The organism is Jannaschia pagri (assembly GCF_019655435.1).
Lineage (GTDB): Bacteria > Pseudomonadota > Alphaproteobacteria > Rhodobacterales > Rhodobacteraceae > Jannaschia > Jannaschia pagri.
In genome coordinates this window covers 1-505 of record NZ_BPFH01000017.1, presented here as the reverse complement: position 1 = coordinate 505, position 505 = coordinate 1, and the positions used below count along the sequence as shown (strand labels likewise).

The 505-nt window shown below is 61.0% G+C and carries 1 protein-coding gene; it reads left to right on the top strand.

Annotated features, from left to right (window positions below; genetic code table 11):
- Positions 1-505 (top strand): tandem-95 repeat protein (locus K5R33_RS18960; RefSeq protein WP_220750655.1); only part of this gene is annotated, 505 nt, incomplete at both ends.

Below are 505 nucleotides of genomic sequence, written 5' to 3'. Positions count from 1 at the left end.
AAGGTGGTAGCGGGACCGTCACTCAGAACGCCGACGGCACGCTGACCTATACGCCGAACGCGGAGTATAACGGGCCCGATAGCTTCACCTACACTGTGTCTGACGGGCAGGGCGGTGAATCGACGGCGAGCGTTAACATCACCGTGGACCCGCTCAATGATGACCCGGATGCCACCAACGACTCGGTGACGGTCGACGAAGACGAGAGCGTCACCATCGATGTGCTTGCCAATGACACGGACGCGGACAGTGACACGCTGACCATTGTGTCGTTCGAGCAGGGCGGCAACGGGTCTGTCTCGCAGAACACCGACGGGACGCTGACCTACACGCCGAATGCGGACTACAACGGATCCGACAGCTTCACCTACACGGTGGACGATGGAAACGGCGGGACGGACACGGCGACGGTGAACATCACGGTCAACCCCGTGAACGACGACCCCGTCGCAGAAACCGATACCGTGTCAGTCGACGAAGACGACAGCGTCGTGATCGACGTGCT